General features: G+C 72.8%; 23 protein-coding genes. 5 read left to right on the top strand and 18 right to left on the bottom strand.

The features are described 5' to 3' along the window. Nucleotides 1-9: 9 nt before the first annotated feature. From fxsA to ACZ59A_RS08310, 3 genes are read left to right on the top strand one after another with little or no spacing between them, the layout of a single operon-like run. Nucleotides 10-180 carry an FxSxx-COOH cyclophane-containing RiPP peptide gene (gene fxsA, locus ACZ59A_RS08320; RefSeq protein WP_468049076.1) on the top strand — a complete coding sequence of 57 codons (171 nt, stop codon included), beginning with the start codon at nt 10-12 and terminating at the stop codon, nt 178-180. After that, nucleotides 177-1409 carry an FxsB family cyclophane-forming radical SAM/SPASM peptide maturase gene (locus ACZ59A_RS08315; RefSeq protein WP_470955170.1) on the top strand — a complete coding sequence of 411 codons (1233 nt, stop codon included), beginning with the start codon at nt 177-179 and terminating at the stop codon, nt 1407-1409. The genes fxsA and ACZ59A_RS08315 overlap by 4 nt, the downstream gene beginning before the upstream one ends. Further along, on the top strand, nt 1406-3055 hold the full coding sequence (locus ACZ59A_RS08310) for an aKG-HExxH-type peptide beta-hydroxylase (protein WP_470955167.1): 1650 nt from the start codon (nt 1406-1408) through the stop codon (nt 3053-3055). The genes ACZ59A_RS08315 and ACZ59A_RS08310 overlap by 4 nt, the downstream gene beginning before the upstream one ends. Here the strand turns inward: ACZ59A_RS08310 and fxsT are convergent. The 4 genes from fxsT to ACZ59A_RS08290 form a co-directional block, all read right to left on the bottom strand. Then, on the bottom strand, nt 2986-7434 hold the full coding sequence (fxsT, locus tag ACZ59A_RS08305) for an FxSxx-COOH system tetratricopeptide repeat protein (protein ID WP_470955165.1): 4449 nt from the start codon (nt 7432-7434) through the stop codon (nt 2986-2988). The genes ACZ59A_RS08310 and fxsT overlap by 70 nt on opposite strands. Further along, nucleotides 7431-8495, bottom strand: a complete 1065-nt coding sequence (locus ACZ59A_RS08300) for an AAA family ATPase (protein WP_470955162.1) — start codon at nt 8493-8495, stop codon at nt 7431-7433. Before ACZ59A_RS08300 ends, fxsT begins: the two co-directional genes overlap by 4 nt. Then, nucleotides 8479-9993 carry a VMAP-C domain-containing protein gene (locus ACZ59A_RS08295; RefSeq protein ID WP_470955160.1) on the bottom strand — a complete coding sequence of 505 codons (1515 nt, stop codon included), beginning with the start codon at nt 9991-9993 and terminating at the stop codon, nt 8479-8481. The genes ACZ59A_RS08300 and ACZ59A_RS08295 overlap by 17 nt, the downstream gene beginning before the upstream one ends. Before the next feature lie 149 nt (nt 9994-10142). After that, entirely contained in the window at nt 10143-10877 is a 735-nt protein-coding gene (locus ACZ59A_RS08290; protein ID WP_470955158.1) for a hypothetical protein, read from the bottom strand. Nucleotides 10878-11186: 309 nt separating this feature from the next. On the opposite strand from ACZ59A_RS08290, the gene ACZ59A_RS08285 reads away from it, so the two are divergent. Then, nucleotides 11187-13271, top strand: a complete 2085-nt coding sequence (locus ACZ59A_RS08285) for a glycosyltransferase family 4 protein (RefSeq protein ID WP_470955156.1) — start codon at nt 11187-11189, stop codon at nt 13269-13271. Nucleotides 13272-13372: 101 nt separating this feature from the next. Then, nucleotides 13373-13981, top strand: a complete 609-nt coding sequence (locus ACZ59A_RS08280) for a hypothetical protein (protein WP_470955153.1) — start codon at nt 13373-13375, stop codon at nt 13979-13981. A 42-nt stretch (nt 13982-14023) separates the two neighbouring features. Here the strand turns inward: ACZ59A_RS08280 and ACZ59A_RS08275 are convergent, their stop codons facing one another. The 14 genes from ACZ59A_RS08275 to map form a co-directional block, all read right to left on the bottom strand. After that, nucleotides 14024-15271 carry a PP2C family protein-serine/threonine phosphatase gene (locus ACZ59A_RS08275; protein ID WP_470955150.1) on the bottom strand — a complete coding sequence of 416 codons (1248 nt, stop codon included), beginning with the start codon at nt 15269-15271 and terminating at the stop codon, nt 14024-14026. After that, nucleotides 15268-16293: a SpoIIE family protein phosphatase gene (locus tag ACZ59A_RS08270; protein WP_470955147.1), complete on the bottom strand. Its 1026-nt coding sequence runs from the start codon at nt 16291-16293 to the stop codon at nt 15268-15270. Before ACZ59A_RS08270 ends, ACZ59A_RS08275 begins: the two co-directional genes overlap by 4 nt. Continuing rightward, nucleotides 16290-16787 carry an ATP-binding protein gene (locus ACZ59A_RS08265; RefSeq protein ID WP_470955144.1) on the bottom strand — a complete coding sequence of 166 codons (498 nt, stop codon included), beginning with the start codon at nt 16785-16787 and terminating at the stop codon, nt 16290-16292. The genes ACZ59A_RS08270 and ACZ59A_RS08265 overlap by 4 nt, the downstream gene beginning before the upstream one ends. Nucleotide 16788: 1 nt before the next feature. After that, complete coding sequence (locus tag ACZ59A_RS08260; RefSeq protein WP_470955141.1) at nt 16789-17181, bottom strand: STAS domain-containing protein; 393 nt, start codon at nt 17179-17181, stop codon at nt 16789-16791. Then, complete coding sequence (locus ACZ59A_RS08255) at nt 17178-18056, bottom strand: STAS domain-containing protein (RefSeq protein WP_470955138.1); 879 nt, start codon at nt 18054-18056, stop codon at nt 17178-17180. Before ACZ59A_RS08255 ends, ACZ59A_RS08260 begins: the two co-directional genes overlap by 4 nt. 133 nt (nt 18057-18189) lie before the next feature. Beyond that, nucleotides 18190-19041 (bottom strand): tRNA pseudouridine(38-40) synthase TruA, encoded by an 852-nt coding sequence (truA, locus tag ACZ59A_RS08250; protein WP_470955135.1) that lies wholly within the window; start codon nt 19039-19041, stop codon nt 18190-18192. A 102-nt stretch (nt 19042-19143) separates the two neighbouring features. Then, nucleotides 19144-19650 (bottom strand): 50S ribosomal protein L17, encoded by a 507-nt coding sequence (rplQ, locus tag ACZ59A_RS08245; RefSeq protein ID WP_470955134.1) that lies wholly within the window; start codon nt 19648-19650, stop codon nt 19144-19146. Between the two features lie 79 nt (nt 19651-19729). Then, nucleotides 19730-20752, bottom strand: a complete 1023-nt coding sequence (locus tag ACZ59A_RS08240) for a DNA-directed RNA polymerase subunit alpha (RefSeq protein ID WP_009715858.1) — start codon at nt 20750-20752, stop codon at nt 19730-19732. A 105-nt stretch (nt 20753-20857) separates the two neighbouring features. Then, nucleotides 20858-21484, bottom strand: coding sequence for a 30S ribosomal protein S4 (gene rpsD, locus ACZ59A_RS08235; RefSeq protein WP_468049098.1), 627 nt, complete (start codon nt 21482-21484; stop codon nt 20858-20860). Nucleotides 21485-21515: 31 nt separating this feature from the next. Further along, nucleotides 21516-21920, bottom strand: coding sequence for a 30S ribosomal protein S11 (gene rpsK, locus ACZ59A_RS08230; protein WP_009715860.1), 405 nt, complete (start codon nt 21918-21920; stop codon nt 21516-21518). Between the two features lie 66 nt (nt 21921-21986). Next, entirely contained in the window at nt 21987-22367 is a 381-nt protein-coding gene (gene rpsM, locus ACZ59A_RS08225) for a 30S ribosomal protein S13 (RefSeq protein ID WP_470955130.1), read from the bottom strand. 187 nt (nt 22368-22554) lie between these two features. Then, a complete protein-coding gene (gene rpmJ, locus ACZ59A_RS08220; RefSeq protein ID WP_003956441.1) occupies nt 22555-22668 on the bottom strand; it encodes a 50S ribosomal protein L36 in 114 nt (37 codons plus the stop codon). Between the two features lie 27 nt (nt 22669-22695). Continuing rightward, on the bottom strand, nt 22696-22917 hold the full coding sequence (infA, locus tag ACZ59A_RS08215) for a translation initiation factor IF-1 (RefSeq protein WP_003956442.1): 222 nt from the start codon (nt 22915-22917) through the stop codon (nt 22696-22698). Between the two features lie 175 nt (nt 22918-23092). Then, nucleotides 23093-23929 (bottom strand): type I methionyl aminopeptidase, encoded by an 837-nt coding sequence (gene map / locus ACZ59A_RS08210; protein WP_468049102.1) that lies wholly within the window; start codon nt 23927-23929, stop codon nt 23093-23095. Between the last annotated feature and the right edge of the window lie 183 nt (nt 23930-24112).

Below are 24112 nucleotides of genomic sequence, written 5' to 3'. Positions count from 1 at the left end.
GAGCCTCTGATGCCGGATCTGACCGGCCTCCCCCTGGACGAGATACTGACCGGTTCCAGCAGTGCGCTGGTCAACGCCCTGCACCGGGTCGTGGACGAGGTGGCGGCGGCCGAACCCGCCATATCCGCCTACGACTCGGGCGCCCAGCTCCTCCCCGCCGGACCGTCCGACCGTCCGTGACCCACGACTTACCGGACGCACGCTTCTGGCCCGACGACGCCCTGGACGTACCGGGCCTGCGGGCCGCGGGGGTGCCCCGGCTGCCGTTCCGCGAGTTCCTGCTGAAGGTGCACAGCCGGTGCAACCTCGCCTGCGACCACTGCTACGTGTACCAGGGCGCCGACCAGAGCTGGCGCGACCAGCCCCGCGCCATGGCCTGGCCGACCGCCGAGCGCACCTGCCGCCGCATCGCCGAGCACGCCGCCGCGCACCGGCTGCCCTCCGTACGGGTGCTGCTGCACGGCGGAGAACCGCTCCTCGCCGGGGCGGAGTTCCTCGGCCGGCTGGTGCGGCGGCTGCGCGAACTGCTGCCGGACCACACCCGGCTCGACGTCCTCGCCCAGACCAACGGCACCCTCGTCGACGACGCGGTGCTGCGGCTGTGCCACGACCACGGCATCCTGCTCGGCGTCAGCCTGGACGGCGACCGGGCCGTCCACGACCGGCACCGCGGCCGCGCGGACGGCGGCGGCAGCCACCGGGCCGTCGCCGACACCCTGGCCCTGCTGGGCCGCCCGGAGCACCGGCCGCTGTGGGCCGGGGTGCTGTGCACCGTGGACGTCACCGCCGACCCGGCCGCGACGTACCGCCATCTGATGTCGTTCGCGCCCCCGGCGATCGACTTGCTGCTGCCGCTCGGGCACTGGGGCAGCCCGCCGCCCGGCCGCACGGCCGATCCGCGCCACGTCCCGTACGCGCGCTGGCTGAGCACGGTCTTCGACCTCTGGTACGGGGCTCCCGAGCAGACCGTCCGGCTGCCGTTCTTCGAAAGCGTCCTCGATCTGCTGCTGGGCGGCACGAGCCGCGTCGAGTCGGTGGGCGGCGGCGCGTCCCGGCTGGTGGTGGTCGAGACGGACGGCCGGCTCACCCAGTCCGACCTGCTCAAGACGGCGTACGCGGGGGCGCCGGACACCGGGCGCGACGTGTTCCGGCACGGGCTGGACGCCCTGCTCGACCACCCCGGGATCGTGGCCCGCCAGCTGGGGCGGGACGCGCTCGCCGCCGAATGCCGGGCCTGCCCGGTGGAGGCGGTGTGCGGCGGCGGGCTGTACCCGCATCGCTACCGGCCGGGGGCGGGCTTCCGTAATCCGTCGGTCTACAGCCCCGACCTCAAGGCGTTCATCCGCCATGTCGCGGACGCCGTAAGGGCCGACCTGGCCCGGCTGTCCGGCGCCGGAACCGTCCGGTGAGCCGCTTCCTCGCCCCCACCCCGGCCGATCTGGAGTCCCTGGGCCGCGGCGACGGCCCGGCCCGGCCGGAGCTGCTCCGGGAGTCGGTGCGCAGCAGGACCCTGCTGCTGCTCCGGGCGCTGAGGGACCTGGCCACGGGGCGCGAAGGGCCCGGGAGCCGCGGCCTGGCGGCGGGGCTGGCGCTGCTGGCCGCCGTCCAGCGCCACTCCCCCGCGGCCTTCGCCGGGGCGCTGGACTTCCCGGCGACCGGCGCGTGGGCCGCGTACTGCGTCCGCGCCGCGACCGCGGCGGGCCCCGGGGCGCCGCTGCCGCCGGAGGCCGCCGACCTGGCGGCGCTCGCGGGCGCGGCCGCGCACCGGGCCGGGATGCCGTACCGGATCACCGTCCGCGCCCGGGACGGCGCGGTGCACCTGCCGGGCCTCGGCCTCGCCGCCCTGCCGCCCGGCACCGCGCACGCCGAACTCCGCGGCGCGGGCGGGCATTCGGCGCTGTGCGGCGGCGGCCGTACCGTACGCATCCCCCGGGCGCCCGGGGCCGGGGCGCCCGGCTGGCACCCCGAACCCCGGATCCGCGTCACCGCCGCGGGCCGCACGCTGGACGTGCGGCTGGACTCGCTGCACCCCTTCCGGCAGGGCGGCGCCCCCTTGCCGCCGCGCCCCCTCGGCGCGGCGGAGCGGCGCGCCTGGCAGACCGATACGGCGGCGGCGTGGGCGCTGCTGGCGGAGCATCACCCGGCGCGGGCGCGGGACGTGGCGGCGACCGTGGCCTCGCTCGTGCCGCTGACCGGCCCCGCGCCCTGGACCAGCGCGAGTTACGGCGACGCGATCGGCGCGGTGGGGCTCTCCCCGCACCCGGACGCGCGGTCGCTGGCGGCGGCGCTGGTGCACGAGGCCCAGCATTCGAAGCTGTCCGCCCTGCTGACGGTGGTGGACCTGCTGGACGCCCCGGCGCACGTACGGGCCTACGCCCCCTGGCGGGACGACCCGCGGCCGCCCGCCGGGCTGCTCCAGGGCGCGTACGCCTTTCTCGCGGTCACCGGCTTCTGGCGCGACGAGGCCCTGCGCACCGGAGCGGACTCCGCCACGGAGGTCGCCCAGACCCACTTCGCCCGCTGGCTGCGGCCCACCGCCGACACCGTGACGGCCCTGGCCCGCTCCCCGTGGCCGACCGCCGAGGGCCGCCTGCTGCTGGACGCGATGCGGCGCACGCTCGCCGACTGGGCGACCGCCAGGATCGCGCCCCCGGCCGCCGCCGCAGCCCGGTCGGCGACGGTCCGGCACCGGGTCCGGTGGCGGCTGCGGCACGCCCCCGCGCCGCCCCGCGCGCTGGTGGAGGCGCTCGCGGACGCGTACGGGGCGGGGCTGCCCGTACCCCGTGAGGCGGCCCGGCTGCTGCACCGCTCCCCCGCCCTCACCCCGGACGCCGAGCCCGACCCCGCCGCCGCGATGCCGGAACTGCTGCACGCCGTGCGCGAGGCCGCGGGCCCCGCCCCGGCCCCCGGCCTGGCCGACTGGCTGCGCCCGGTGGTCGAGCGCTGCGCGGCGCTGCGGGCCGAGGCCGGGGAGAGGGACGGCGGTCAGGACGGCGGGGGCTCGATGTCCCATTCGGCCCGGAGCCCCTCGGCGGCGGCACGGGCCTCCGGGTGATCGTCGCCGACGGTCTCCCGGTAGCGGCCCAGCACGGTCTCCCGCAGCTCCCGCGACCGGTCCGGCTGCCCGGCGGTCTCCAGGTCGAGCGCGAGGTTGCGCAGGACGGCGAGGGTGCTGGGGTGGCTGTCCCCGAGCAGGGTCTCCAGCCGGGCGGAGATCTCGGTGTTGAGCGCCCGGGACTCCTCGTGATTGCCCAGCCGGGCGAGGTCGGTGGCGAGGTTGGCCCGGGAGAGCAGTACCCAGGGGTGGTCCGCCCAGAGGGCGCCCGCGATGCCGGGGGCGGTGTCCTGGTCCAGCCGGTGGGCGCGCGGGTGCTCGCCGAGCGCCCGGAGCGTCACGGCGTGGTTGAGGGCGGCCAGGTAGGTGTACGGATGGTGCTCGCCGAGGACTTCCCGGTACCCCTGGTGGGCCTCGGCGCCGCGCTGGCCCGCGGCCTGGAGGTCGCCGGTGGCGCGCAGGTCGTTGCCGAGGTTGGTGAGGGCCGCGAGGGCGTCGGGGTGGCGGTCGCCGACGGTGCGGCGGTAGTGGTCGAGGACCAGCACCGCCAGCTCCAGTCCGCGTGCGAAGTCCCCGGCCTTGCGGCAGCTCACGGACAGGTTCTTGATGGCCCGCAGGGTGTGCGGATGGGTCTCGCCGTAGTACTGCCGGTAGGTGGCGACGGTCTGCTCCTGCAGCGTGCGCGCCTCCGCGTACTCCCCGCATTCGCGCATGTCGCGCGCGAGGTTGTTGACGGTGAACAGGGTGGAGCGGGCCGTCGCGCCCAGCACCATGGCCCGGACCTGCCAGACCTTCCGGTCCAGCTCGCGGGCCTCGGCGAACCGGCCGGACAGCCGCAGGCTCACGGCGTAGTTGTGGCCCGCCATCAGGGTGTTGGGATCGTCGGTGCCGAAGACGCGCACGCTCTTGCCGTAGGTGTCCTCGTCCAGCTCCAGGGCCTCCCGGAAGCGGCCGGTGGCCCGCAGGTCGGCGGCGACTCCGCCCGCCAGGTTCAGCGTGTCCTCGTGCTCCTCGCCGACGGTGGCGCGCAGCCGCCGCAGCGCGTCCGCGTTCATCTCGCGGGCCTCGTCCAGCCGCCCCAGGGAGCGCTGGGCGGCGCCCAGCAGCCGGGTCAGGTTGATGGTCCGCAGATCGTCGGGGCCGAGCAGGCGGCGCCACTCCTTCAGGGCGCGCCGGGCCAGCTCCACACCGCTGCGGAAGTCGCCGCGGGCCAGCAGATAGCGGACGACGTTGAGGACGGTGTGGCAGACCTCCGGGTCCTGGCACTCCAGCATGCCGGAGGTCTCGACGTGCGGCAGGATCTCGGTGTACTGCTCCCAGTTGCGCAGCATTTCGGGGTCGCCGGGGTCGTGCGCGGACAGCAGCAGATGGGCCAGGTGGGCCGTGCCCTCGGCGGTCGCGGCGGGCAGCCCGTCCTGGAGGACGCTGCGCACCAGCCGGTGCAGCTGCACCGTACCGGCCCGGTTGTCGATGGTGAGGAGCGAGTAGCGGCCGATGTCGCGGATGGCCCGGGCCCGGTTGAGCGGTTCCTTGACGGTGCGGGAGAGGGCGGCGGGCAGACTGAGCAGCCGGGCGTTGTGCAGCAGGGACAGCGGCACCGGCTCGGGGCCGAAGAAGGCCAGCAGCCGCAGCAGTTCGAGGGCTCCCGCGTTGCGCGTCCGCAGCGAGTCCATGGAGACCTGCCACACGGCCGCCACGGATTCCGCGCCGCCGACCGTCATGGGCTCGGCGAACACCTCGGAACGGCGGCTGGCCAGCAGGCCCAGGTACTCCTCGACCTGCACACCGCTGTTGACCTGCCAGGCCGCGGCCTGCTCGATGGCGAGCGGCAGGTCGCCGAGGGCGTCGGCCAGCCGCGACGCGTCCTCGCCGGTCATTGTGGTGTCGCGGCGGCGGAGGAACTCGATGCTCTCGTCGCGGGTGAAGACGTCCACCTTCAGGGCGCTGACCTGGTCGGCCCAGCCACCGTCCCGGGAGGTGATGATGACGTGGCCCGCGCCGCCGGGCACCCCCACCATGTGGGGGATGTACGGCAGGACCTCCTCCGGCCCGAGCGCGTTGTCGAGGACGAGCAGCCAGCGCTTCACCGGGAAGCCGGACGCCAGGGCGGAGATGACCTTGTCGACCACGCCGTCCACGTCGGGGCCCTCGATGCCGAGGGTCGTGCCGAGCGCGGAGAGCGAGGTGCGGATGACGGCGGGCTGTTCGGCCCGCACCCACCAGACGAGTTCGTACTCCTCCGCGTACCGGCGGATGTACTCGATCGCCAGCTGGGTCTTGCCGACGCCGCCGAGCCCGTACAGCGCCTGGGGCAGCACGGCGGCGCGGCGGCCCTCGGTGAGATAGGACCGCAGCATCCGCAGATGCTCCTCGCGGCCGGTGAAGTTGGCGTTCGGCAGCGGGACGCTGCCGGGGGCGCGCACGGCCCCGCCGGGGGGCGCACCGGCGGGGGTGGTCTGGTCGGGGGCGGAGCCCGGGGGGCTGTCCGGGGCGGCGCCGTTCTCCTGCGGGGGGTCGGGCGGTGCGGGGTGGGCGGGGGTGGGCGATGTGAGCCGATCCGTGTCCGGAGCGCTCCCTGACATGGTCTCTCCCTCGGTGCGGACGCCCGGAAGATCGCTGCGGTCGTCGGGCGGGGACTGCGGATCCGCCAGGACACGCACCCTCTGCGCGAGCCTGCTGTACGGACGGCCGAGCGCGAGGAGCGCGGGATGGGCGGCCGCGGCCAGCTCCCGCTCGGCGGGGGTCAGCCGGTCGTCGACCGGCCCGTCGGGCGCCGCGAGGTACCGCGGCAGCAGATCGGGGCGGGCGCCGATGACCTTGGCCGCCACCGCGGACACCCCTTGGAGGGCGCGGAACAGCTCGCCGCGGCCGAGCCCGCCGAGGAGTTGGTTGCGCACCCCGTCGCGGAAGGCGAAACCGGCGAAGCCGGTGGCGGCCGCGGCCGGGACGGGGCGCTCCAGCAGCCCGCTGAGCAGCACTTCGGCCAGCGGCAGCGGGCCCAGCCGGGGCAGCACCGCCTTCTTGACGTGCCGCATCACCTCAAGGGTCAGCGGCGCGAGCGCCAGATGGGAGGCGAGCAGCCGGGCGGCGGGGGAGGCGGCGGCGCGGAAGGTGCGCACGCGCTCGGCCGGGGCGAGCGGAGCGTCGTCCTCCGGGGCGCGCGGGGCGGCGGCGCAGCGTGCGGCGAGCCCGTCGGCGTCGGTGAGCAGGGCGGCGGCGGGCAGCCAGCCGCCGCCGGTGCCGGTCACCAGCCGGGCCCAGGTGGCGAGCCATTCGGGCTCGATCTCCAGCACGGGCACGGGCACGGCTTCCCGCGTATCGTCCGCGGGTAACGAGCCCTCCGCGCCCGGGTCCTCCGGGGCCGGGCCCGGCAGCCGCAGGCCCAGCTCGGTGTTGGGCAGCCCGCCCGCGCGGGCGCGCAGGGAGACGTCCACGGGGATGGCGTCGCACCGGTCCCACATGTGGTGCGGCAGCGGGTTGAGCACGGCGACGGGGCCGTGCCGCGCCCAGAGGTCGAGCAGCCGGGGCACGGTGCCGCGCGACCACGCCTCGCCCACGCAGTCGCTGAGCAGCAGGATCAGCCGACGGCGCTGGGGGTGCAGCAGCTCCTGCGGATCGCGGTCCGTGGCGCTGCCGTCCGGGCGCAGGACGACCTCGCCGGGGTGCCAGGTGTCCAGCCGCCAGGTCCGTACGTCGCTGAACGCGCCCTGGCGCTGGAAGACCTCTCCGAGCGCCCGGGCCGCGCCGTCCCAGACGGACATGGAGACGCTGTCCTCGACGACCAGGACGACGTCGAACCAGTGCTCCCCGGCGCCGTGGAACACCGGCTCCCAGAAGCCCTGTTCGGCGGCGCGGACGGCGGTGCCCTCCTCGTCCAGGGTGAAGCGGCGGGCGGAGGGGCGGCGGCGCCCGAAGGGGCGCAGGGCGCGGCCGAGCCCCAGCGGGTCGCTCAGCTCGACCTGGCCGTGGGGCTCGTCGGTGCCCCAGGGCCAGGCGGCGGGGACCGAGGCGGGGCCGGGGCCGCCCGTCGTCCGGTCGAGGACGTAACCGGGCCAGCGGGCCTCCGCGGTGGCCGTCCCCGCGGGGCTGCCGGGCCGCGCGGTATCGGCGGCGGCCGGCGCCTCCCGGCCGGGCGGACCGGGAGGCCGTGGTGCGTCCTCGGCGCGCTCGGACCCGGACGGCGCGCGCGGGTCGGCGGAGGCGGGCGGGGCGCCCGATACGGGATCGGCGGGGTCGGCGCGATCGGCGGGATGGTCCGGTGGGACGGGAGCGGAGGGGGTGGCGGCGGCCTGCCGGATGCGCTGTTGCAGCAGTACGGCCTCCGCCCATTCCCGGGGCGTGGGGCCGTCGGTCTCCCGGCCGTACCGGTGCCCGGTCATGTCGGTGATTCCGTGCCCAGCGCGTGCCACAGGGCGTTACGGAGCCGCGCCCAGGAGGTCTCGTCGGACTTCGCCGCCCCGTTGGACAGCATGTGCACGGTGTTGAGCAGCTGGTCGGTCGCCAGGCCGCCGTGCTCCCTGCTGTGGTCGAGGAATTCGCGGATCAGCTCCCTGGCGTCCTGGCCCCGGTCACCGCCGAAGTGGGCGGTGACCATGGCGGTCAGCCGCTCCTCGTCGGGGTCGGGCATCCGGATCTCCAGACAGCGGCGCCGGAACGCGGGCGGGAACTCGCGCTCCCCGTTGCTGGTGATCACGACCACCGGGAACTCATGGCAGCGGACATGACCGTTCTCGACCGGAACGGCGTCGGTGTGGTCCGCGGTCATCACCTTCACGACCGAGCGCTGCCGGTGGCGCTCCAGCTCGCGGATGCGGAACTCGCCTTCCTCGAAGACGTGGAGCAGATCGTTCGGCAGGTCGATGTCGCTCTTGTCCAGCTCGTCGACGAGCAGCACCCGGGGCCGGGCCCAGGGCAGCAGGGCCGTGCCCAGCGGGCCCAGGGTCAGATAGCGGCCGAGGTCCGGCAGGACGCGGTCCTCCGGCGCGCCGCCGACCGGCGGCGGGGTGTCCTGGACGCGGCCGATCGCGTCGTAGTCGTACAGCCCGTCCTTGAGCGCCGTACGGCTGACGATGGGCCAGGAGAGCACCGGCCCCAGGCCCAGCTCGGCGGCGATCCGGTACGCCAGGCTGGACTTGCCGGTGCCGGGCCGCCCGGTGACCAGCAGCGGGCGGCGGACGTGGAGGGCCACGTTGACCATCTCGACCACGGAGCGGTCCAGGGTGCCGCCGCCGGGCCTGCCCAGGCGGCGCCGCCCGGCCGGGGCGGCGGCGGGCGGGGACAGCGGGGTGCCCGCGTCCTCGAAGACCCGCCAGGGCGGCGGGGGCGGGATCCGCGGCGCCTCGCGCTCCGCGGACGGTTCGAGACCGCTGTCGTGGAACACCCACCAGGGCGGGGCGCCCGCGCGGTCCGGGACGCCGTCGATGTCATGCCGATCGGTCATGTTCCCCCCTGATCGGCGGATGCAGCAGTACGGACCGCAGCTCCTCCAGGCCGTCCGGGCTGTCCCATACGAGGCTGAGGTCCACATCGAGGTTCACGTCGAGGTCCGCCGACAGCATCTCGCCGTTTCCTCCAGGTCGCAGTCCGCCCCTCAATAGTCTTACCCGTTCGGGAAGATCGGCGAGAGACGTTCTGAGGAAGTTTCGTATTTCTTGGCGCCCTGCGACCGTTTCGCCCCCGCTGCGTACCCCGACCAGGGCCGGAATACCCGCCTCCAGCAGGACGGACAGATAGTCCGTGGCCTCGTCCCCGGTGTGCCGCGGCGGCTCGAACAGCACGAAGCAGACCGGTGTCTCGGCGTGTCGCAGCCGTCGGCGCAGCCTTCGCGGCTCCAGCACCACCCCCGGGTCGACCCACTCCACGGCCGCCTCCTGGTACTCCCGGCCATGGCTCTGCAGCCAGCGCCAGCGGCCCCGCAGATGGTGGTTGACATGCGGCAGCCGCAGCCGCTCCCACGGGCGGACCACCACCGTGTGGTCCTCGCCGATCGGCCGTGCCGACAGCCCCGTCGGGCGCACCTCGAACCGGTCGACGTCCAGCCAGATCAGATGCAGCGGCAGGACGAACTCCACCTGGAGCCCCGGGGCGAGCAGCCCCAGCCGCTCGATGGCCTCCCGGTGGACCGCCTCGACCCGCGCCTCCAGCTCGTCCCGCCCCCGGGCCCGGGCGTCGCAGAGCACCGGGAACTCCCGCGACCGGTCGTCCATGAGCCGCGCCCGGATGCTGAACAGGGCGGCCGCCGCGCGGCGGGACGAGATCTCCACCACCAGGCTCCGCTCCCCGACCGGCAGCCCCGCCTCGGCCGCCTCCCGCTCACGGGTGGCGGCGAGCAGCCCGGGCGGCCAGTCGAGCCGCTTGGCGGCCTGGTTGTTCCACTGCCGCAGCCCCTGGCGCAGCGCGGGCCGCTCGCCCGCCGCCACCCGCTCCACGAACGTCATCAGCGCGGGCGCCCGGCCCTCCACCTCGACGGCGTCCTCCAGGTCGCGCACCAGCCGCTCCACCCGGCCGCTCCAGGTGTCGTCGCCCTCACCGGCCCGGCCGAGCAGCTCGAAGGCATACCGGGACAGGGTGGTCAGCTCCGTCAGGGCGGCGCCGTCGAGCAGCAGCGCGCATAAGTCCCGCCGCTCGACGTCCGTCAGCAACGGCACCGGACAGCACTGGTCGACCAGCTGCCACGCCTCCACCAGGACCACGGTGCCCTCGTAGTCCTCGCCGACCGCGCGCAGCAGGACGCGCAGCCCGTCCGGGTAGCGGTCGCAGACCTCGGCGATGGACCGCAGGTCCCAGTGCTTGACGGTGTGGCGCTCCACGGGCAGCGCGATCCCGTAGTGCTCCTCGACGTTATGGATCAGCCGGTCCCGCCAGGCGGTGCTGTCCGTCAGCCGGCCGAGGACCCTGGCCAGCTCCTGGTAGAGGTCGAACGCTCCGAAGCCGGTCATCCGGCCCGCCCCGCGTCCTGGATGGGTTCGTCCACTCCCGCGCGCTCCCCCCGAAACCCGCCCGTGCCATTCGGCGTACCGCGTCTGATTTACCCGTGTACGTCGAATGGTACGCACGTAGTAAGCGGATACGGGAGGCTTCACACCCCCTATGACCGGTTCGCGGCCTCCACCTTTCGAACCTGACGCTCCACGACCGTTTCGGGGACCGCGGACTGGGTGGGGTTCGTGAGGTTCACGCCGAAGGCCACGGTGAGTTGGGGTCCGGTGCGCACCACCGTGAAGGCGATGACGGCCTTCTCCTTGCCGCCGTCGACCATGCTGTACGCGAGCGCCTCGTCGCCCGCCGCGGGCGCGTCGAGCGAGGTCACCCCGGCCACGTCCGCCCGCTTGCCCGAACCGTCGGTGGCCGCGAACCCGCCCCGGCAGTCGGATACCGCCTTCCGCAGGTCCGCCACCGTCCGCTCGGCGTCGCCGGAACCGTACGAGGAGAGCCGGAGCACGCCGGAGACGCCCGCGTCCTTCCCCGAGGCCGCGGCGTAGCTCCGGTAGACCGAATCCCGGGGCGCCGGGTCGAAGCCGGTGCCCATCAGCGCGGCCAGCGGCTGGCATCCGGGCTTCAGCGCCCTGGCGTCCTTGCCCCCGTTGAACTCCCGCGCCGTCATCTTGCCGATCTCGTACTCCTTGAGGCCCGCGCCCTTGAGGTCGGCCCTGACCAGCGCGGCCCGTTCCAGCGCGGACGCGGACAGCGGCTCCGCCGCCGCACCCTCGCGCTGGGCGACCTTCTGGTCCGGCTTCCGGTCCGGGCCACCGCATCCGGTCACCAGCCCCAGTGCCGCCAGGACCGCCGCCGCGGCGAGCACACTCCGTGCCCCGGATGTCATCACGTCTCTGCCCGCCCTTGGTTGACGCCCCCGCGTTCCTTCCGGCCATCCAACAACGGGGACGGAAGGAACCCAAGGGGTCGCGGACAACCTCTGCGGGCGCGGACTCGCCATGCGGCCGAAGGTTGCACACCTCACACTGAATGTGGTGCATCCCATATCACCACATGCATAAGCAACTTTTCCGCCTCCAGGCTGTCTTACCGACCGATCGTTCCTCAGTTCACTCCATATCGGCATCACACCGGCGGCACACCCCCGGAGGGGAGGGCACGTCGCGGCGGTCGAGGACGCCGCGCGTACATCACCATGAAGATCGCATTCCTGCTGCACAACGCCTATGGGATCGGCGGCACCATCCGGTCGACCTTCAATCTGGCCGGGGCGCTGGCCGCCCGCCACCGGGTGGAGATCGTCTCCCTGATACGCACCATCGACACCCCGGGCCTGCCCCTCCCCAGAGCCGTGCGCCTCAGACCGCTGATCGACCAACGCCCCGGCATCCCGGGCGAGTCCGGCGACCTCGGCAACCCGCTGCTGCGGCAGCCCAGCGCCCATGTCCCGGACGCGGAGTCCAAAGGCACCGTCAACTTCAACGCGCTCACCGACCAGCGCCTCGCCGCCTATCTGGCCGCCACCGACGCCGATGTCGTCATCGCGACCCGCCCCGGGCTGGTGATCTGCCTCGCCGCCCTCGGGCAGGAGGGCCGCTATCTGCGGATCGGCCAGGAGCACCGGCTGTACGAAACCCACCGCGCCGAGATCCGTAACCCCTGCGACGCCGCCCTCGCCCGGCTCGACGCCAACACCTCCGTCTCCGAGGCCGACGCGCAGACCCACCGCGACCGGCTGCCCGGCGTCTCCACCCTGCTGACCGGGCTGCCCAACTGCGTGCCCGCCACCGGCATCGAGCCCTCCGACGGCGACGCCAAGCTGGTCGTGGCCGCCGGCCGGCTCATCCCGGTCAAGCGCTACGACCTGCTGGTCGGCGCGTGGGCCACGGTCGCCGCCAAACACCCCGACTGGCACTTGCGGATCTACGGCCGCGGCCCCCAGGCACCCGCGCTCCGCCGCCAGATCGACGAACTCGGACTCGCCGGACAGATCACGATGATGGGCGCCCACTCCCCCATCGAGACCGAATGGGCCAAGGGCGCGATCGCCGCCGTCACCTCCCGCGAGGAGTCGTTCGGCATGACGATCGTCGAGGCGATGCACTGCGGCGTGCCCGTCGTCGCCACCGACTGCCCGCACGGGCCCGGCGAGATCATCACCAACGGCCGGGACGGGCTGCTCGTCCCCGTCGGCGACACCGACGCCATCGCCAAGGGGCTGCTCACCCTGATCGAGGACGCCCCGCTGCGCCGCTCCATGGGCGAGGCGGCGCAGGTCGCGGCGCGGCGGTACGCACCGCCGCGGATGGCCGCCGCGTACGAGGAACTCTTCGCCGAACTCTTCGCCCGCCGCGGCCAGTCGCCCCGGAACGGGACCCGGCCCGCCGTCGCGGCGCGCGCCCTCGGCTCCCTCGCCGGTCGTCCGGCAGGGCCCCGGAAGACCTTCAAGAGCGCCGTCAAGCAGCTGATCCGCAAGCCGCTGCACCCGGTCGCCTCGTGCCGGGTCGACGCCGACGGCAACCTGGCCGTGCTGGTCGAGCCCGCGGACGTACACGGCACCGGCCTGGCGCTGACCCTCACCCACCGCCGCGGCAGGGGCGCCCCGGTCCGGGTGCCGCTGCGGCCGCCGGTCGCCCCGGGCGCGCCCTGGACCGCGACGCTGGACCGCGGCGCGATCGACCTCGCCGAGGGCCGCTGGGACCTGCACGTGGTGCGCCCCTCGGACGGGGTGCGCCGCCGGGTGATCTCCCGGTTCGCCGAGGGGCGCGGGCTGGTCGGTCTGGAGCCGCTGCCCGGCTCCCCGTTCTCCTGGTGGATCCCGTACCCCACCGTCGACGGCTATCTCGCGCTGCGCGCCTGGCGCCGCCCGGCCCACGCCGAGGCCCGGGTGATCCGCGCCGAGGCCGACGGGCTCACCGTCGAGGGCACCCTGCACGGCGCCCGCTTCGCCGCCGACGCCGCCCCGAGCCTGCTCGCCACCCCGCGCGGCGCCGCCCTCCCGTTCACCGCGGGCGTCACCGCGGTGGACGCGACCCGGTTCCGCTTCACCGTGCCGTACGAGCGGATCCACGCGGCGCGCGGCGGCCAGCAGACCACCGCGGGCTGGGATCTGACCCTCCGCAAGACGCCGGACTCCACCACCGCGATCCGCATCGGCCGGGCCATCGGGGACATCCTCGACCGCCACAAGACCGACCTCCACCCGATCACCCACGGTGTGCGCCCCTATCTCAGCAAGGCCGGGGACCTGGCCATTACCTGTGCACCACACGAAAATTGAGTGTGTAGGCCAGCCAATTCGCCGCGTTTGGCTCTGGCCATGGCGGTAACACTGAGTGATGTCAAGCCTCGAGCGAGGAAATCTCTGCGGAAGGCAGTCCGATGTCAGTCACGCTCATCATCCTGGTAGCGGCGCTGGTGGCCATCGTGGCGCTGGTGTTCGCGCGGCCGGTCCGGCAGAGCAGCCGCGACGGCCTCATCAGCCGGTTCGGCCCCGAGTACGACCGGGCCCTCGCACGGCACGACGGCGATGCCAAGGCGGCGCAGTGGGAGCTCAGCGAGCGGCTGCGACGCTACGGCGAACTGTCGATACGGGCGCTGACCCCGGAGTCCCGGGAGCAGTACGCGGCCCGCTGGTCGGGTCTGCAGGAGCGGTTCGTCGAGTCGCCCGCGATCGCGGTGCGGGAGGCGGACCGGCTGTTCGGCGCGCTGGCGGCCGAGCGCGGCTATCCGGCCGAGTCCCCGGAGCAGTTGATGGAGGCCCTGTCCGTCCGGCACGCGCAGGCGGTCGACGGCTTCCGGAAGCTGCACACGGAGGCGGAGCGGGCCCGCGCGGGCCAGGCCGATACGGACCGGCTGCGGGAGGCGCTGCTCGGCGCCTACCCGCTGTTCGAAGAGCTGGTCCGGGCACAGCCGCACGACCGGGCGCTGCGGCGAAGGCGGCAGCGGCAGCACCGGCACCACCGGCCCGCGGTCCTGCGGTCCTCCTAGGGACCGTCGGACCCGCCAGGTCCGTACGGTCCGTACGGACCCTCAGGACCGGACCCGGACGGCCAGCGCGAGCGTGTCGTCCGGGTGAAGGATCACGGTGTGCATATCGTCCGCGATGGCGCCGGGGATCTCCTCGATCGGGGCATGCAGATGCTCGTACGCGGCCTCGATCAACCGCTTCTCGCCCTCCACGGGGTCCCGCCGGCTCTCGGTGAGCCCGTCGGTGTAGAGGAGCAGGAGATCCCCCGGCGCCATCTTCTCGGCCAGCAGCCGGTCGCTTCCGGGCAGCGGAAAGCCGATCCCCCGCCCCCGCGCCTCCAGATAGCGCGGCGTTCCGTCGCCGCGCAGCAGCAGCGCGGGCGGATGGCTGCCGTTGGCCACCCACAGCTCGCCCGTGACCGGGTCGATCCGGGCCAGCAGGACCGTGGCCATCACACTGCGGTCGAACGGCAGCAGGATCTCGTCGGTGCGGGCGACGATCGACTGCAGAGGGTGGCCCTCCAGCGCCAGGGTGCGCACCGCGTGCGTGACGTTCAGCGCGCTGCGGGTACTGGTCACCCCGTGCCCGAGGGCGTCCACGACCGTGATGTGGACCGTGCCGTCGGGCAGCACGAACCAGTCGTACAGGTCACCGCCGGTGGGCGCGTCGGTGCCCGCGGGCTCGTAGTGGACGGCGAGTTCGAGGCCGTCGACCTCCAGGGGCGCCGGACGCAGCGCGTCCTCCAGCTCGCGCAGCGTCTGGCCGTGCGCCTTGCGCAGCTGCTCGTCGCGCTCGTCCAGCTGGACGTAGAGGGCGAGCACACCGCTGTTGGTCTCGGCGAGTTCGTCCTTCAGACGGCGGTGATCGGCGGTGAGCGCGTCGGTGCGGGCCACCACCGCGCGCAACTCCTCCTCCACCAGCGCCGCGTCGTCGCCCCCCGCCGTCCCCGGTATGTCCGCTGCCGGACCGTCCGGTGCCGGTGCGGCCGGGAGCCGCCACACCACCTCCCGGCCGGTCACCGCGTCCGCGGGCAGCGGGAGTCCGGCCGCTGCCTCGGCGGACGGCAGGGCCGTGGCACCGTCCACACCGAGCGCCAGGGTGAGCAGCCCGGACCTGCCGTCGTCATCGCTCTGGAACGTCCAGCTCAGCGAGGTGTGTCCGGCCGCGCGCAGGGCCGGTTCCGCGACGGCCGCGACGGACAGCACGAGCCGTCCGCGCAGCGCCGGATCCAGGGCGTGGTCACGGGCGATGTGGCGCACGGCCCGGCGGAGCCCGTCCGCCGTGTCGCAGCCGATGGTCCGCGTGGTCATGGGTGCCTCTGTGGGGGCCTGGCCGTGAGAACCGTGGCATCGTCGCGGATACGCCGATGGCCATGAGCGAGTGCGGCGGACAGCAGGGGTGGCGGGAGCCGGAGCAGGAACGGTGACGGATCGCGCGCCCATCCGGCGTCGATGCCGTCGCTGTGGAGCACCGCGGTGGCGCCCTGCGGCAGCGGGAGGCGGTGGACGTGCGGGGCGGGCATGGACCAGCCGACGACGCCGGGCTGCCCGGTGAGCCGGGACCCGACGCCCTGGTGAGTCAGGGTCAGCACGCGGACGTTGCCGATGCCGCAGTACTCGGCGTGGTCCGCGTGCAGGCGCAGCAGCCCGGCCGCCGCCCCGCGGGTGTGCCGCAGGGCGCGGTGCATGCCGCTCACCAGCTCGCCCAGCGGCCGCCCCGGGTCGGCGTGGAAGGTGCGCAGCGCGAGACCGGCCGCCTCCGCGGCCTGGGTCCCGTGCCCCAGCCCGTCGAGGACGGCGGCGGTGCGGCTCTCGCCGGTGTCGGCGACGGCGCAGGCGTCGCCGCAGTCCTCCTCCCCGTCGACGGTCAGGCACACCGAACCCACGCCCTGGAGCGCGGCGCCGCGGTCGCCGGGCGGGGTGAGCCGGGCGCAGGCCCAGGTCCCGACCTCGGCGCGGGCATCCGTACCCGTGCGGATGAGGAAGTGGGTGGCGAGCCTGCTCACCGCGCCGAGCCCCACACCGAGGGTTCCGGCGGTGGTGTAGCCGTCCGCGAGGCAGCGCTCCAGCTCGGCCATGCCGGGGCCGCGGTCGGCGGCCAGGATCTCCACGCCCTCGCCCAGCGGTACGGGCTGGATGTAGAGGGTGCCGTCGCTGGCGTGCTTATCGAGGTTGGTGGCCAGCTCCGAGGCGATGACGGCCGCCTGCTCGGGCAGCGCGCCGGGCAGCCCGCACGCCCGCGCCGCCCTCCGTGCCGTCTCGGCCGCCAGGTGGACCGCGCTGTGGTGGTCGATCCGTACCTGGGCGGTGGGGGTCGGCGTCGTACGGGTCACCGGACCGTCCACCGGGTGGCGACCACGGTCGTGCCCTGCCCGACGCCGGTGTGCACCGTGAACTCGTCCATCAGCCGGCGGGCGCCGCCCAGCCCGTGGCCGAGCCCCGAGCCGGTGGTGAAGCCGTCGGTGAGCGCCGTGTCCAGGTCCGCGATGCCGGGCCCGTCGTCCCTGACGACCAGCCGCAGCCCGCGCCCGGCGGGGCCGCGCACCTGCTCGATGGTCAGGGTGCCGCCCCCGCCGTGGACATAGGCGTTACGGGCCAGTTCGCTCGCCGCCGTGACCACCCGGGTCTGGTCGACGATCCCGAATCCGACCTCGACGGTGGCCGCGCGCACCGCGTGCCGCACCGCCAGCAGGTCCTCCTCGGTACGGACCTGATGAGTGGCCTGATGGATGGCCTGATGGGTCACGGGCGCGCCCGCCTCGCCGTCGCCCGCGCAGGGCGCCGGGGACGGCCGGGAAGCGACGGTGGACTCACCGGGCAGCGCCACGTCAGGACCCTCCCAGGGGTTCCTGGGCCTGGCGCCACCCCAGTGCGGCCAGGCCCTGTTCCGGGTTGAGTGCGGTCTCCACACCGACCAGTTCGATACCCAGCTCGACCAGGGTGATCGCCACCGGGGGCCGCATGCCCGCCACGATCACCCGGGCGCCCAGCAGCCGGGACACCGTGGTCAGCTCCATCAGGGTGCGCGCCACGAAGGAGTCGATGATCTCCAGCCGGGAGATGTCGATCAGCACTCCCCGCGCCCCCTCGGCGGAGATACGGGTCGTCAGCTCCTCGGTGAAGGCGATGGCGGCCCGGTCGTCCAGCTCGTTGAGCAGTCCGGTGACCAGGACGTCGCCCAGCCGCAGGATCGGCACGCCCACCGGGCGGTGTCCGTTCACCGGCTCTCCCCCGCGGCGCCGCCCGGGCCGGGACCGTCGATCAGCTTGATCGCGGCGGCCAGCGCGTCGGCCAGCGTCGCCCGCGTGAGGATGGTGGACAGGTCGATGCCGAGCTGGGCGATGGTCTGCGCGATGGACGGCCGGATGCCGCTGATCACACAGTCCGCGCCCATCAGCCGCACCGCGTTGACGGTCTGCATGAGGTGCTGGGCGACGGCGGTGTCCACCGTCGAGACGCCCGTGATGTCGATGATCGCGACCAGCGCCTCATGGTCCTGTATCGCCTGGAGCAGGTTCTCCATGACGATCTGGGTCCGCGCGGTGTCCAGTGTGCCGATCAGCGGCACCGCCAGCACCTGCTTCCACAGCCGCACCACCGGCGTGGACAGCTCCATCAGCTGCTGGGACTGCCGCCGGATGATCTCCTCGCGGCCCTCCACATACGTCTCGAAGGAGAGCGCCCCGGCCACGTCGAGCAGCCGGTTGATGACGACCGCCGTGGCGAACAGCTCCTCGGCGTCCCGGGTCTCCCGCTGTACGGCCTTCAGCAGCGCCTCCTTGAGCGCCAGCACGGCCAGCGAGGTGGCGGTCGGGGTCGCCCCGGACCGGGCGCGGCGCAGCGACAGTCCGACGACCGCCTGGTGCAGCCCCGGGTGGGAGGTCACGACCCGGTCCACCGGGGTGTCGCTCTCCAGCCCCGCGACCAGCGCGTCGATCAACGAGTCGGCCTCCTCGCGGAGTTCGGCCTCGCTGATGTCGGTGCCGAGCAGCGCCTGCTCCAGCTGGAGCGCGACCCAGCGGTCGGCGATCTCGGCGTCACGCTCCTGCAGAGCCCTCGTCAGCCGTTCACGCACGGCGGCCTCACTGGTACTCACGCGGTCTACGTCCCTTCCCGGTCGGCCACCCGGTCTCTGCGGCTCAAATGTTATCGATCTCCTGTGCTCCGGCTCCAGACACAGATGCGCGAAATCGTGTACCCGATGGCCACGATCACACACCCGCCGCAGGTCAGCAGCATCCCGCGGCCGGAAGCGAACGCTTGTTGCGGGCTTCCTTGTTCCGGGCCGCGAGCAGTTCGTCGGCCGGGTAGCCGACCTCTTCGAGGGTCAGCCCATGGGGGCGTACGACGTGGACCGCCGAATCCCGCACCCCCGCCGCCAGCACCTTCCCCGGCCAGTCCACCGGGCGGTGGCCGTCGCCGGTGAACAGCAGCGCGCCGACCAGCGAGCGGACCATGTTGTGGCAGAAGGCGTCGGCCCGCACGGTCGCCGTGATCACCCCGTCCGCGCCGCGCTCCCAGCTCAGCCGCTGGAGGGTGCGGATGGTGGTGGCGCCCTCCCGGCGCTTGCAGTACGCGGCGAAGTCGTGCTCGCCGAGCAGCAGCGCCGAGGCCGCGTTCATGGCGTCCACGTCCAGCGGCCAGTCGTGCCACAGCACATGGCCGCGCAGCAGCGGATCGACCCCGCCCGGCTGGTCCACCACCCGGTAGGCGTACCGCCGCCAGATCGCCGAGAAGCGCGCGTTGAAGCCGGGCGGCGCCTCGGCGATCCGCCGGACCCGGACATCGTGCGGCAACCGGCCCGCGAGGCGCCGCAGCAGCTTGTCCCGGTGCTCGTCCCACACCGGCTCCGGCAGATCGACGTGCGCGACCTGACCGCGGGCGTGCACCCCGGCGTCGGTGCGGCCCGCCACGGTCAGCTCGTACGTGTCCGACGACCGGGTCACCGTGCGCAGGGCGCTCTCCAGCTCGCCCTGGACGGTGCGCCGCTCGCGCTGCTTGGCCCAGCCCGAGAAGTCCTTGCCGTCGTAGCTCAGATCCAGCCGGATCCGTACGTAACCGGGCGCCGCCTCGTCACTCACGCAACCGTTCCTCTCAACTCCGCTCAACCCTCGCAACACGGAACGGGCCCGCACCCAGATTCTGGGTGCGGGCCCGCCCGTTCAGCCAAGCCTTCGAACGCCTCAGGCGTCCTTGGACTCTTCGGCGGCCTCGGCCGGGGCCTCGGCGGCCTCGTCCTTCTTGAGGTCCGCGACGGCCTGGTCGCCGGCGGCGTCCTTCGCGGTGCGCTTGGTGGCGGCCTCGGCCTCGCCGACCGCCTCCTGCTGCACGGTCAGGGCCTCGACCAGCTCGATGACCGCCATCGGGGCGTTGTCGCCACGGCGGTTACCGATCTTGGTGATGCGGGTGTAGCCACCCGGCCGGTTCTCGTAGCGCGGCGCGATCTCGGTGAAGAGAGTGTGCACGACGCTCTTGTCACGGATGGACTGGAGCACCAGACGGCGGTTGTGAAGGTCGCCCTTCTTCGCCTTGGTGACCAGCTTCTCCGCGACCGGGCGCAGGCGGCGGGCCTTCGCCTCGGTGGTGGTGATCCGGCCGTGCTCGAACAGCGCGGTGGCGAGGTTCGCCAGCAGGAGCCGCTCGTGCGCAGCGCTGCCGCCCAGACGGGCGCCCTTGGTGGGCTTCGGCATGGTGTATCTCCTAGATGTCTGCACCGGCCGTATCAGGTACCGGTGTCAGTTACCGACGAGCGTGTGCCCGCCGGAGGTATCAGTACTGCTCGGTCTCCACGAAACCGGCGTCCGCATCGTCGTCCGCGCCGAAGGCGTCCGCGGCGGCGGTCGGGTCGAATCCGGGCGGGCTGTCCTTGAGCGCGAGGCCCATACCGGCCAGCTTCGCCTTGACCTCGTCGATCGACTTGGCGCCGAAGTTGCGGATGTCGAGCAGGTCCGCCTCGGACCGCGCCACGAGCTCACCCACGGAGTGGATGCCCTCGCGCTTGAGGCAGTTGTACGAGCGGACGGTGAGCTCCAGCTCCTCGATCGGCAGGGCCAGATCGGCGGCCAGGGCGGCATCCGTCGGGGACGGGCCCATGTCGATGCCCTCGGCGTCGACGTTCAGCTCGCGGGCCAGGCCGAACAGCTCGACCAGGGTCTTACCGGCCGACGCCATGGCGTCGCGCGGGCGCATGGCCTGCTTGGTCTCGACGTCGACGATCAGCTTGTCGAAGTCGGTGCGCTGCTCGACACGGGTCGCCTCGACCTTGTAGGTGACCTTGAGGACCGGCGAGTAGATCGAGTCGACCGGGATCCGGCCGATCTCCTGGCCGACCTGCTTGTTCTGGACGGCGGAGACGTAGCCGCGACCGCGCTCGACGGTCAGCTCCATCTCCAGCTTGCCCTTGCCGTTCAGCGTGGCCAGGACCAGGTCCGGGTTGTGCACCTCGACACCGGCCGGCGGGGCGATGTCGGCGGCGGTGACCAGACCCGGGCCCTGCTTGCGCAGGTACATCACGACCGGCTCGTCGTGCTCCGAGGAGACGACCAGCTGCTTGATGTTGAGGATCAGGTCGGTGACGTCCTCCTTGACGCCCGGCACGGTGGTGAACTCGTGCAGGACCCCGTCGATCCGGATGGACGTGACCGCCGCACCGGGAATCGAGGAGAGGAGCGTACGACGCAGGGAGTTTCCGAGGGTGTAGCCGAAGCCCGGCTCCAGCGGCTCGATCACGAACCGGGAGCGGAATTCGTCGACGACCTCTTCGGTCAACGAGGGACGCTGAGCGATCAGCATGGGGTTTCCTCCAGTCTCCGGCGCCCGCTATTTGACGCCGAACCCTTCAATGGTACGGGCGGTACGTGCCAAACGGCTCCGTACCGCCCGTATCGTCCGCGGCTACTACTTCGAGTAGAGCTCGACGATCAGCTGCTCCTGCACCTGGGTGTCGATCACCGGGCGCTCGGGCAGGGAGTGCACGAGGATGCGCAGCTGGGACGGAATGGCCTCCAGCCACGCCGGCACCGTGCGCTCGCCGGCCTCGGCCACGGCCACCTGGAAGGGGGTCATGGTCCGGGACTTCTGACGAACCTCGATGATGTCGTTCACGGCGACGCGGGCCGACGGGATGTCGGTCTTGACGCCGTTCACGGTGAAGTGGCCATGCCGGACGAGCTGGCGGGCGTGGTCCCGGGACTTGGCGAAGCCCGCCCGGTAGACCACGTTGTCCAGCCGCGTCTCGAGGATGCGAAGAAGGTTCTCACCGGTCTTGCCGGTCTTCTTGTTCGCCTCCGCGTAGTAGCCACGGAACTGCTTCTCAAGGACGCCGTAAATGCGGGTCGCCTTCTGCTTCTCTCGGAGCTGCAAGAGGTACTCGCTGTCCTTGGTGCGCCCGCGACCGTGCTCACCCGGGGGGTAAGGACGGATCTCGATCGGGCACTTTGCGCTCTCGCACTTGCTCCCCTTGAGGAAGAGCTTCTGCTTTTCCCGACGGCATCGCTTGCAGTCGGCCCCGGTGTAACGCGCCATTTTCTAGTTGTCTCCTACTTCAGCAGCGGAATCAGACGCGCCGGCGCTTGGGCGGGCGGCATCCGTTGTGCGGAGTCGGAGTGACGTCCTGGATCGAACCCACCTCCAGGCCGGTGGCCTGGAGCGAGCGGATCGCGGTCTCACGGCCGGAGCCCGGACCCTTGACGAACACGTCGACCTTGCGCATGCCGTGCTCCTGCGCGCGGCGGGCGGCCGACTCGGCGGCCATCTGCGCGGCGAACGGAGTGGACTTGCGCGAGCCCTTGAAGCCGACGTGGCCGGCCGAGGCCCAAGAAATCACGTTCCCGGTCGGGTCCGTGATCGAGACGATGGTGTTGTTGAACGTGCTCTTGATGTGAGCGTGCCCGTGGGCGACGTTCTTCTTTTCCTTGCGGCGCACCTTCTTGGCGCCGGCCGTCCTGCTCTTCGGAGGCATTCCTGAATTCTCCCGTGGAGGTGGTCGGTCCTACAGCTCGGACCGCTTGGCAGCGTCCGGTGCGGACTACTTCTTGCCCGGCTTCTTCTTACCGGCGATCGCGCGACGCGGGCCCTTGCGGGTGCGGGCGTTGGTGCTGGTGCGCTGGCCGTGGACCGGCAGGCCGCGGCGGTGACGCAGGCCCTGGTAGCAGCCGATCTCCACCTTGCGGCGGATGTCGGCCTGAATCTCACGACGGAGGTCACCCTCGGTCTTGATGTTGTTGTCCACGTAGTCGCGGATCTTGACCAGGTCCTCTTCGGCCAGGTCGCGAACGCGCGTGTCCGGGTTCACACCCGTGTTGGCGAGCGTCTGCTGGGCAAGGGTGCGACCGATGCCGAAGACGTAGGTGAGGGCGACCTCGACGCGCTTTTCGCGCGGGAGATCAACGCCTGCAAGGCGTGCCATGAATCTGGCTCCAGTTGGTTGTCGGAGGTCTTCCGCAGCACCACTCCCGGCCGAACGGCCCGGGTCCCCGGCCTCCGACCGGGGGTGTCGTCCCCGACGGAGCGGGAACGGGTGACTGCGTAGATACGTACAGCTATGCGTCGCGCGAAGATTGCTGCGAGAAGTGCAGGTCTACGGCCGGCGTGCGTCAGCCCTGGCGCTGCTTGTGGCGCAGGTTGTCGCAGATGACCATGACCCGGCCGTGGCGGCGGATCACCTTGCACTTGTCGCAGATCTTCTTGACGCTCGGCTTGACCTTCATGGTGTGAGGTTCTCCGGGTCGTGAGATCTACTTGTAGCGGTAGACGATCCGTCCGCGCGTGAGGTCGTACGGAGAGAGCTCCACGACCACCCGGTCATCGGGCAGGATGCGGATGTAGTGCATACGCATCTTGCCGCTGATGTGCGCGAGGACCTTGTGACCGTTCTGAAGCTCCACCTTGAACATCGCGTTCGGCAGAGACTCGATCACGGTGCCCTCGATTTCGATGGCGCCTTGCTTCTTGGCCATGTCCTGCTTTCGGGATCGGCTACCTTGATCGGCTCGCCACATGCGGGAGGGCATGCGTGAGCCGACGTGTCAGTCTACGTCAGGGCATCCCGAAACACGAATCCGGGTCAGCATGCCCGGATTCCGTGGTTTTCATGCCAAAGAAGATCACGCGCAGGGGCCGGGCCGGGCCGGTTCAGGCCAGCGGGTCGGGGGCGGTTTCCACGCCCAGCTCGGCCAGCTTCGCCTTGCCGCCGTCCACGGCGGTCAGCACCAGCGGGCCCTCCTCGGTCAGCGCGACCGAGTGCTCCCAGTGGCTGGACCAGGTGCCGTCGTCCGTCTTGACGGTCCAGTCGTCGGCCAGGACGTGCGTCTTCGCGGTGCCGAGGCTCACCATCGGCTCGATCGCGATGCAGAAGCCGGGCACCAGCTTCGGGCCCTTGCCGCGCTTGCGGGAGACATAGTTCAGCAGATGCGGGTCCATGTGCATCTGGCTGCCGATGCCGTGGCCGCCGTAGTCCTCGACGATCCCGTACTTACCGGAGGCCGGACGCGGCTGGCGCCGGATGTAGCCCTCGATCGCCTTGGAGATGTCGATCAGCCGGTTGCCCTTGCGGACCGCGGCGATCCCGGCCCACATCGACTCCTCGGTGACCCGGCTCAGCTCGTGCAGCTCCGGGTCGTGGCCCTCGCCGACGAAGACGGTGAAGGCGGCGTCGCCGTGCCAGCCGTCGATGATCGCGCCCGCGTCGATGGACAGGAGGTCGCCGTCCTTCAGCACGGTCTCCCGGTCCGGGATGCCGTGCACGACGATGTCGTTCACCGAGGTGCAGATGGTCGCGGGGAAGCCGCCGTAGCCCAGGAAGTTCGACTTGGCACCGTGGTCAGCGATCACCTTGCGGGCGACGTCGTCCAGGTCCTTGGTGGAGGCGCCGGGCACGGCGGCCGCACGCGTCGCCTCATGGATGGCGGCGACGACCAGCCCCGCCTCACGCATCTTCGCGATCTGCTCGGCCGTCTTGATCTCCACCATGGGATGCCTTCCGGGGTCAGTCTCTGGTGCCGCGGTCGTCGTGCCGTGACGTATCTGCTCAACAGTACGGCCGTGGGGGGGGGGGGGGGGAAGGAAAAGTGAATCACGATCGCCGGAAACCGGGAGGCCCTGGCGAGGAAGGCGCCAGGGAGGGGGCGGGGGAACGAGCGACTCGCACCGGTG

Source organism: Streptomyces sp. NPDC040405 (genome assembly GCF_055595765.1).
This window is presented reverse-complemented; position numbering and strand designations above follow the sequence as displayed.